Origin of the sequence: Salinimicrobium aquimaris (assembly GCF_035607535.1) — a bacterium.
Classification (GTDB): Bacteria; Bacteroidota; Bacteroidia; order Flavobacteriales; family Flavobacteriaceae; genus Salinimicrobium.
Window position 1 is genome coordinate 208,170 of sequence record NZ_JAYDZX010000011.1, and the last position, 8,215, is coordinate 216,384.

At 41.8% G+C, this 8,215-nt stretch carries 7 protein-coding genes; 3 read left to right on the top strand and 4 right to left on the bottom strand.

Features of this window, described 5'->3' with window-relative positions; genetic code table 11:
* The first annotated feature begins 37 nt into the window (after positions 1 to 37).
* Complete coding sequence (locus VR862_RS11545) at positions 38 to 1,927, top strand: DNA polymerase III subunit gamma/tau (protein ID WP_324721127.1); 1,890 nt, start codon at positions 38 to 40, stop codon at positions 1,925 to 1,927.
* Positions 1,927 to 2,508, top strand: coding sequence for a MiaE family protein (locus tag VR862_RS11550; RefSeq protein ID WP_324721128.1), 582 nt, complete (start codon positions 1,927 to 1,929; stop codon positions 2,506 to 2,508). Before VR862_RS11545 ends, VR862_RS11550 begins: the two co-directional genes overlap by 1 nt.
* Here VR862_RS11550 and VR862_RS11555 read toward each other — a convergent pair.
* Genes VR862_RS11555 through pdxH form a run of 4 tightly spaced genes read right to left on the bottom strand, consistent with a single transcriptional unit; the run spans position 2,495 to position 6,638 of the window.
* Positions 2,495 to 3,400, bottom strand: coding sequence for a Ppx/GppA phosphatase family protein (locus tag VR862_RS11555; RefSeq protein ID WP_324721129.1), 906 nt, complete (start codon positions 3,398 to 3,400; stop codon positions 2,495 to 2,497). The genes VR862_RS11550 and VR862_RS11555 overlap by 14 nt on opposite strands.
* Complete coding sequence (ppk1, locus tag VR862_RS11560; protein ID WP_324721130.1) at positions 3,397 to 5,505, bottom strand: polyphosphate kinase 1; 2,109 nt, start codon at positions 5,503 to 5,505, stop codon at positions 3,397 to 3,399. The genes VR862_RS11555 and ppk1 overlap by 4 nt, the downstream gene beginning before the upstream one ends.
* Entirely contained in the window at positions 5,506 to 5,991 is a 486-nt protein-coding gene (locus VR862_RS11565) for a SixA phosphatase family protein (RefSeq protein ID WP_324721131.1), read from the bottom strand.
* 2 nt (positions 5,992 to 5,993) lie between these two features.
* The gene (gene pdxH / locus VR862_RS11570) at positions 5,994 to 6,638 is read right to left on the bottom strand and encodes a pyridoxamine 5'-phosphate oxidase (RefSeq protein WP_324721132.1); all 645 of its coding nucleotides are present in this window, start codon (positions 6,636 to 6,638) and stop codon (positions 5,994 to 5,996) included.
* Positions 6,639 to 7,196: 558 nt separating this feature from the next.
* Here pdxH and VR862_RS11575 point away from each other — a divergent pair.
* Positions 7,197 to 8,215: hypothetical protein (locus VR862_RS11575; protein ID WP_324721133.1), on the top strand; the 1,019-nt coding region annotated here is incomplete at its 3' end.

The window sequence follows — 8,215 nt, forward strand, 5'->3', positions numbered from 1 at the left end:
AATTTGTATTTTTATATTTGTCATCTAAAGCATTTCAATGGAACATTTTGTAGTATCGGCGAGGAAATACCGGCCTCAAACTTTCAAAGACGTTGTGGGCCAGCAGGCTATCACCAACACCCTACTCAATTCCATTGAACACAATCACCTGGCACAGGCGCTACTTTTTACCGGTCCCCGGGGAGTTGGAAAGACAACCTGCGCCCGAATCCTGGCGAAGAAGATCAACCAGGACGGCAATCAGGATCCCAATGAAGATTTTGCTTTCAATATTTTTGAACTCGATGCTGCTTCCAATAACTCTGTTGATGACATAAGGAACCTTATTGACCAGGTCCGCATTCCGCCGCAGGTAGGAAAATATAAGGTCTATATCATTGATGAGGTGCACATGTTGTCGCAGGCCGCTTTCAATGCTTTTCTGAAGACCCTTGAGGAACCGCCAAAGCATGCGATTTTTATCCTGGCGACTACAGAAAAGCACAAGATCATCCCCACCATCCTTTCCCGCTGCCAGATCTTTGATTTTAAAAGGATCACAGTTAGGGATGCCAAGGAATATCTCTCTTATATAGCACAACAGGAAGGCGTGGAAGCCGAAGATGACGCCCTGCACATCATAGCGCAAAAAGCTGATGGTGCGATGAGGGATGCTCTGTCAATTTATGACAGGGTGGTAAGCTTCAGCGGAAAAAACCTTACCAGACAAGCAGTCACGGAGAACCTGAATGTACTCGACTACGACACCTATATTTCGGCGACAGACCTGATCCTCAAAAATGACATTCCCCAGCTGCTTTTACTTTTCAATGAGATCTTAAGTCACGGCTTTGACGGGCACCACTTTATTGCAGGCCTTGCTTCCCATTTTAGGGACCTTTTGGTTTGCAAGGACTCGAAGACAATAAATTTGCTGGAAGTAGGTGACAATACAAAAGCCTTGTATTACAAACAGTCGCAGCAGGCTTCATCAGGATTTCTTCTGAAGGGAATTGAACTGGCCAATGAATGTGACCTGCAATACAAGAGCAGTAGAAATCAGCGACTACTTGTAGAGCTATGCCTGATGCAATTAGCTTCGGTCACTTTTAGCGACGAAAAAAAAAAGGATGACAGCTACATAATTCCGCCAAATCATTTCACCGGAGCTCCCATTCCGGCACCGGCACTTAAACTTTCTTCCAAAGAGAAGGAAGTCATTGTCAATAATGAATACGCGGAAGGAGATTCGGCCGCCCCGGCTGAAAGTCAGCTGCCAAAACCTTCAGCAAACCCGGCATCCGATTGTTCTCCAGGTGACACGGTCGCTGAACCCGAAGACCAAAAACCTTCCGGAGCAATAGAAACTTCAGAAGAAAAGGGAAATCCGGCTGTGGAAACCAGGATAGAGACACAAGTTACCACAACTACTTTGCCTGAAGAAGAAGCACCTGCTAAGCAAAATCAGACAATGACAGAGCTTGCCGGTAAAAAAGTTTCCGGTCTTTCCCTGAAGAGCATTCAGAAGAAAAAAGAGCTGGAAGCTCAAAAACGGGAAGCCCAGGCTGAAGTAGAGGTGGTCAAAAATGGCAAATTCAGCGAGGAAGAAATGCAGGCGGCATGGCAGGAGTTTAGCGAAGAGCAGAATGAAAAGGGTGAGAAGATCCTTGCCTCGATTATGCAAACCGATACTCCCGCTTTAATGGGTAAGAATATTTGTGTTGAGCTGCCGAATGAAACTATGAAGCTGGAGCTTGAAAAGGTTCAATATCACCTCATGGGCTTTCTTAAAGAAAAATTACAGAATACCCATATTCAGCTCAAGGTTTCTGTAAATGAGAAGGCAGAAAAAAAGTTTGCTTTTACCGCGATTGAAAAGTTTGAAAAATTAAGGGAGAAAAATCCCTTTATTGAGAAGTTACGTTCCACCTTTGATCTGGATGTATAATGTTAGGTTTAAAATTACCCACAGACCCGCGATGGGTCAACATCGTTGAAAAGAACATTGAGGAAATCCTTACAGACCACGCATATTGCGAACAAAAGGCGGCCTCTACCGCAATATCGCTTATCGTTACCCACCCCGAATACTCTGAACTCGTCACTGCGATGACTGCACTTGCAAGGGAAGAAATGGGACATTTTAAGATGGTACATGACCGCATTCTGGCGAGAGGTCTTAGCCTTGGCCGTGACCGGAAAGATGAATACGTGATCAAACTGATGACCTTCTTTCCAAAAGGTGGAAGCCGACTCACAAGTTTGATCCACAGGTTGCTTTATGCTGCCCTTATCGAAGCTCGCAGTTGCGAACGTTTCAGGCTGCTTTCAGAAAATTTGGAGGATAAGGAACTGGCAGAATTTTACAGGAGCTTAATGGTAAGCGAAGCCAATCATTACACTATGTTTCTCAACTTTGCGAGAAAATACGGCGATCGTAAAGAGGTGGACCAAAAATGGCAGGATCTACTCGAATTTGAAGCGCAGATCATGAAAGATCTGGGCAAGAAAGAAACTATGCACGGCTAGTTTCGAGCGTTTCCTGGTAGAGAGACTTAATAATTCCATCTGAAAGTCCGATTTTTGGCACGTATATTCTTCGGGCTCTCGTCCATTTCATGGCAGAAAGATAGATCTTCGCAGCAGGCACGATCACATCTGCCCGGTCTTGATTTAAGTTTAGTTGTGTGATACGCTCTTCATAAGTAAAAGATTGCAGCAACTGGTAATAAGAACTGAGATATAGAAAACTCAGTGGTTTCCCATTGGCTTTTCCACTACTTTTGAAAATATTATTGATATTTCCACCGGAACCTATAAGGTCTATTTTGGTATATTCCTTTGTAACTTTCTTTATCCACTCCTCCACCTCTTTCCAAACATCAGCAGATACCATATTTTCGAGAAGCCTTACAGTTCCCAGTTTAAAAGAGCGGGAAGTGACAGTTTTTCCTTTGGAATAGAGAGTGAATTCTGTGCTTCCACCACCCACGTCTACATAGAGATATGTCTTATCGGTTTGTATCAAGGCGTGAAGATCTGTAGCTGCGATGATAGCTGCCTCATCATTGCCGTCAATAATGCTTATTTCCAGGCCGGTCTTCTCTTTGATCAATTGAGTAACCTCTTCTCCATTTTTAGATTCTCTCATTGCGGAAGTTGCACAGGCTTTGAATTTTTCGGTCCTATGGGATCTCATAAGCAACTTAAAGGCCTCCATGGTGTCGACCATCCTTTTGATGTTCTCTTCTGAAATCCTGCCGGTTAAAAAAACATCTGCACCCAACCTTATGGGAACCCTCACCAGGGAGGTCTTTTTAAAATGAGCTTCTCTTCCCTCCTGCTCTGTAATTGTCATGATCAACAACCTTACAGCATTGGATCCAATATCTATGGCGGCATATTTTTTTTGATTGATCAAACCTTTTCTTTTTCTGGTTCCAGTTTTTTTAAATAATAGTCATATAAAGCAAATTGAGAGCGGAGTGGCGGCTTATTGTTGCGGCGATAGGCATTGTCCTGTTTCAGGGAAATTACCCTCGCCTTCACATTATCACTCCAGCAAATCTCAAAAGTCTCTATAAGCTCTTTCTGAATATCCTTATCATAAATAGGACAGCTAATTTCCACCCTGTAATCCAGGTTCCTGGTCATCCAGTCTGCCGAGGAGATATAAACTTTTGGAGTACCACCATTCTCAAAAATGAAGATCCTTGGATGTTCCAGATATTTATCGACAATGCTTATTACCTGAATATTATCACTCATACCTTCCACTCCGGGAACCAGACAACAAATACCGCGAACGATCAACTTCATCTTCACTCCGGCCCTGCTTGCTTCATAAAGTTTATCAATTATGGGATAATCTGAAAGGCTATTGAGCTTAAGCCTTATGCCTGCCGGTTTTCCTTCCCTGGCGTTATCTATTTCGGTTTGGATAAGCTTAACAAGGCTGCTTCTAGTGTAGTGTGGAGAAACGAGTAAATGTTTGTAGCGGCTTACTTTATAATTTACTTCAAAAAAATCAAAAACCTTGTTTACTTCTTTCAAAATACTTTGATCACTTGTAAAAAGCGTGAGATCTGAGTAAACCCGGGCAGTAGATTCATTGAGATTTCCGGTACTAATGAAACCGTAGCGCCTGGTTTTACCGTTTTCCAGTCTTTCAACCACACAAGCCTTGGAATGCACCTTCAAACCTTTAACCCCAAAAATGAGATTTACACCTTCCTGCTGCATTTGCTCGGCGTAATTTATGTTGGCAACTTCATCAAAGCGCGCCCTAAGTTCAATTTGAACCGTTACTTTTTTCCCATTTTTTACCGCATTGATCAGGGAGCTCGCGATATGGGAGATCTTGGCCAAACGATAGATTGTGATCTTTATTGATTTTACAGCCGGATCCAAAGCTGCCTCTCTCAGAAACTTGACAGTATAAGAAAAGCTTTGATAAGGGGTGTGCAACAGGTAATCCTTTTTTGCAATCTCCTTAAACAAGCTTCCCTGCAGAATGAGTCCGGGTACAGGCAAAGGTTCGTAAGGTTTGTACTGGAGCTCTTCTCCTCCAAGACTCGGAAAATTCCTGTAATCCCTTCTGTTGTGATAGCGACCGCCGGGAATAATACTGTCGGTAGCATCTATTCCCATTTTACTCATGAGATATTGCAGAGTATCCTGGTCAATATTCATATCATAAACGAATCGTACCGGCTCCCCTTCGATTCTGTCTTTTACGCTTGCTGATATTTTTTCGATGAAGGATTTACTGAGATCACTATCAATATCCAGCTCGGCATCCCGGGTGATCTTGATCATATGAGCCGTAACACTTTCATACTCAAAAATGTTGAAAATGGAGTGCAAATGATAGCGAATAAGGTCATCGAGGAGGATGATATATTGTTTATCACCTTCCTTCGGAAGTACTACAAATCGCTCAATGCTCCTGGGGATTTCAATAAGCACATACTTCTTTTCCTTAAGCTGTCGGGAAACAACATTGGAATTTGCCCTTTTTGGAGCAGGTTCTTTCATCACCATCTTCACTGCCAGATATGCTGCACTATCCTTAAGTCTGGGAAGTTCTGCAAGATCATTAAGTACTATAGTCACCAGCGCCGGACTCACCTTCTGAAGAAAAAAGTTTTTCAGAAAAGGTTGTTGAGCTTTTGTTACCTGCTTTTCATTGATGATATAAATTTTATGCTCCTTAAGTTTATTCTGAATAGAATCCAGGATCTTCAGGCTTTCGCTTTGTTGATCTATCACGATCTGCGTGATCTCTTCCAAAAGCTTATTTGCCTTAATACCTCCAAGAACGCTTTTCCCACCTTTACCCGCAAGATCAATGCGTTTAATAGTAGCATAGCGCACCTTAAAAAACTCATCCAGATTATTCGAAAAGATCCCCAGAAACCGGAGCCTTTCAATAAGAGGCACGGTTTTATCTGCAGCTTCCTGTAATACACGTGCGTTGAACTGAAGCCAACTCAGCTCCCTGTTTATATATTGATTCCCCTCCATTTACCTTAAATTCTTTGGGAACAAATGGAGCAAAGTCTTACCATTTTGAATATCCTTCCATTTTTCAGCGTCAAATTCGATCATCGTTAAACCGGTAGTAGGGACATTTGAAAAGTGCTGATCCCCTAACTGATTTACCACTCCGGTAATTGCCGGATTATGACCAAAAACCATTAAAGTATCAACCTGATCATCACAAGACTTTATGATTTTCAGGAGGGTTTTACTGTCGAAGGTATAGAGCTCATCTTTAATTGAAAAATCGGCATCGTCTACCTCAAGCCTTTCTTTAAAGATCTTTGCAGTTGTTAATGCCCGGGTAGCATAACTACTCCACAGCTTTAGTGGTTTGCGATGGAATCCTGAAAATGCATTTAATACCAGGGCAGCATCTTTATAGGCTCTCTTTTTCAAAGGCCGTTCATCGTCGGGCAGATCCTCCTCCCAGGAGGATTTGCCGTGTCTAACCAGGATCAGTTTCTTCATAATTATGGTGCTAGTCTGTCAATCTTCCACTCTTTTCCTTCCTTGCTGAAATATATTCTATCATGCAGGCGGTTAGGTCTACCCTGCCAGAATTCAAATTGGGAAGGAATGACCTTATATCCTCCCCAATATACGGGTTTTGGAATTTCTTTTCCGGCGTATTCCTCCTCGAAAAGATTCAGTTTCTCCTGAAGATACTCCCGCGAAGGAATTACAGAGCTCTGTTGTGAAGCCCAGGCTCCAAGCTGACTTCCCTTGGGACGGGAATGGAAATAAGCTTCTGAATCTTCAACAGATGTTTTTTGTGCCAGACCCTTTATTATCACCTGCCGTTCTGAAGCAGGCCAGAAAAAAGAGAGACAAACCTTTGGATCTTTAGCTATAGCCTTCCCTTTGTCAGATTCATAATTGGTATAGAACACGAAACCTTCATTGTCATATTCCTTGAGCAGCACTACCCGGGTTGCAGGGAAACCATCCAGGCCAATCGTGGAAAGGTTCATGGTATTCACTTCTTCCACTTCCCTGCTGGCTTCTACTTCCTGAAGCCAATAGTGAAAAAGTTCAAATGGATCTTGCGGTATTTCCTCTTCCAGAAGCTGGTGCTTCTGGTATAATTTGCGGTAGTCGTGGAGTTTGCTTTTCATACAGCCAATTTACAAAATCTTCAATTTAAAGGGAGAAAATATCCTGTCGAAAAAGGGGAAATTTTGTAAGAATCGAACAAAAGGAAAAGCAGACAATTATATCCTATAACTACCTGAAAAGGTTTTACTTAAGAAGCCAAAAAATAAGAAAAAATTAATGCTCTTTTTCTCACCCTTTTCACTGTTGTAGGATAAGCAGCACAAGGATAATTTCTTAAAAAGACTCCCAAAATTCCTTGTATAATAAACTGTTTGTGTGTCGTTTGTCTGTAAAATCTCACACTACATCTAAAAGATTTAAAATTTCTTTTTTTAACAAATAATCGCTCTAATTTTACCTTAGAATAAGATTGAAAAATGCCCAAAATTGACCTGGTTTCCCCCCAATCGAATCAGGTGAATTTGTAAGAAGAATGAAAATTTATTCAGGTTATCCTTCCCTAAGGGATAATATGAACTTAACCAAAACCAACGAATAAAACATAAAAAATGTAACCGAAAGGAATTAGTTCTATGAACTGATATCCGGAAGGTGACAATAATTCAAACATGACGACTATGATTTGGAAAACTACTCTAACTAATATTTTCCTTCCTGCCGAAACCGTGAAACAAAAAGTTCACGCTTTTTCCATTTTGGAAAATTCAGAAAAGGTCCTGGCAAAGCTCACTCTTTTGCTGGTATTTCTTTTTTTCGCACCTCTTGCCGCTAGTGCGCAGAACCAGAGCAACAACGGAAATAATATCAACAGCATTATTTCTGGAGATGACTGCATAACATTTGGAGGCGAATTACCTCAAGATCAAGTGCTTTGCGCCACCGATGTTGTAGACGGAGTGGCAGGTGCTTATGTTGATTGGGCTACTCCCACCGTTTCCCAGTCCTGTACTGGAAGAGATAGTGAGGGTAGTTTCCAAATGGAATTTGAGTTAAATGAAAGTTTACTGGCTAAAGATTGTTGGGATTTCACATTTGTCCAGCGCGTAGGTATAAACGGAGGTTACGTTAAGCTATTCTCCAGTAATAGTGGTGAAATTGGGAACAAATCTGTAATTACGACACCTTATCTTGCAGTTGAAGAAGATACCAAGACCACAATCCAATTAGAATACGGTAACGGAGATTACGATGTACGTTTATTTCTGGTTCCTGAGGAGGGTGATCCCATTTTAAGCGGTGCTCCTCAGCAAGTAGATGAATCAAAAATTTATGAATTCCCTATTATTAGTTCCGGGGTATACAGACTCCAGTATGTTTTTACCTATTATGGCAACAGACCCCCTAAAGCTAACACTGGAGATACAATAATTGCAATCCAGGGAATTTTATATGATTCAGGCTGTAGTGGGGGTGTGGACTTTGTAGTTACCGGCCCGGAAAAAGGATTTTATCCTGTAGGTTCTCATGATCTTGAATATGTTGCCACTTATACTGCACCCGATGGTGTTACTCAACAGACAAAAACCCTTAGTTTCAATGTGACTATACAGAAGGCTCCTGAAGCAGGAACTAGTGGAACTCTTACTGTATGTGAAGGAACTACCATCACAGATACTATGCTATTCGCTGAACTTAC

Bases quoted from the DNA above. Each gene is read 5' to 3' on its own strand.
- VR862_RS11565 (WP_324721131.1), bottom strand. From the start codon at position 5,991: ATGAAGAAACTGATCCTGGTTAGACACGGCAAATCCTCCTGGGAGGAG.
- pdxH (WP_324721132.1), bottom strand. From the start codon at position 6,638: ATGAAAAGCAAACTCCACGACTACCGCAAATTATACCAGAAGCACCAG.
- VR862_RS11545 (WP_324721127.1), top strand. From the start codon at position 38: ATGGAACATTTTGTAGTATCGGCGAGGAAATACCGGCCTCAAACTTTC.
- VR862_RS11550 (WP_324721128.1), top strand. From the start codon at position 1,927: ATGTTAGGTTTAAAATTACCCACAGACCCGCGATGGGTCAACATCGTT.
- ppk1 (WP_324721130.1), bottom strand. From the start codon at position 5,505: ATGGAGGGGAATCAATATATAAACAGGGAGCTGAGTTGGCTTCAGTTC.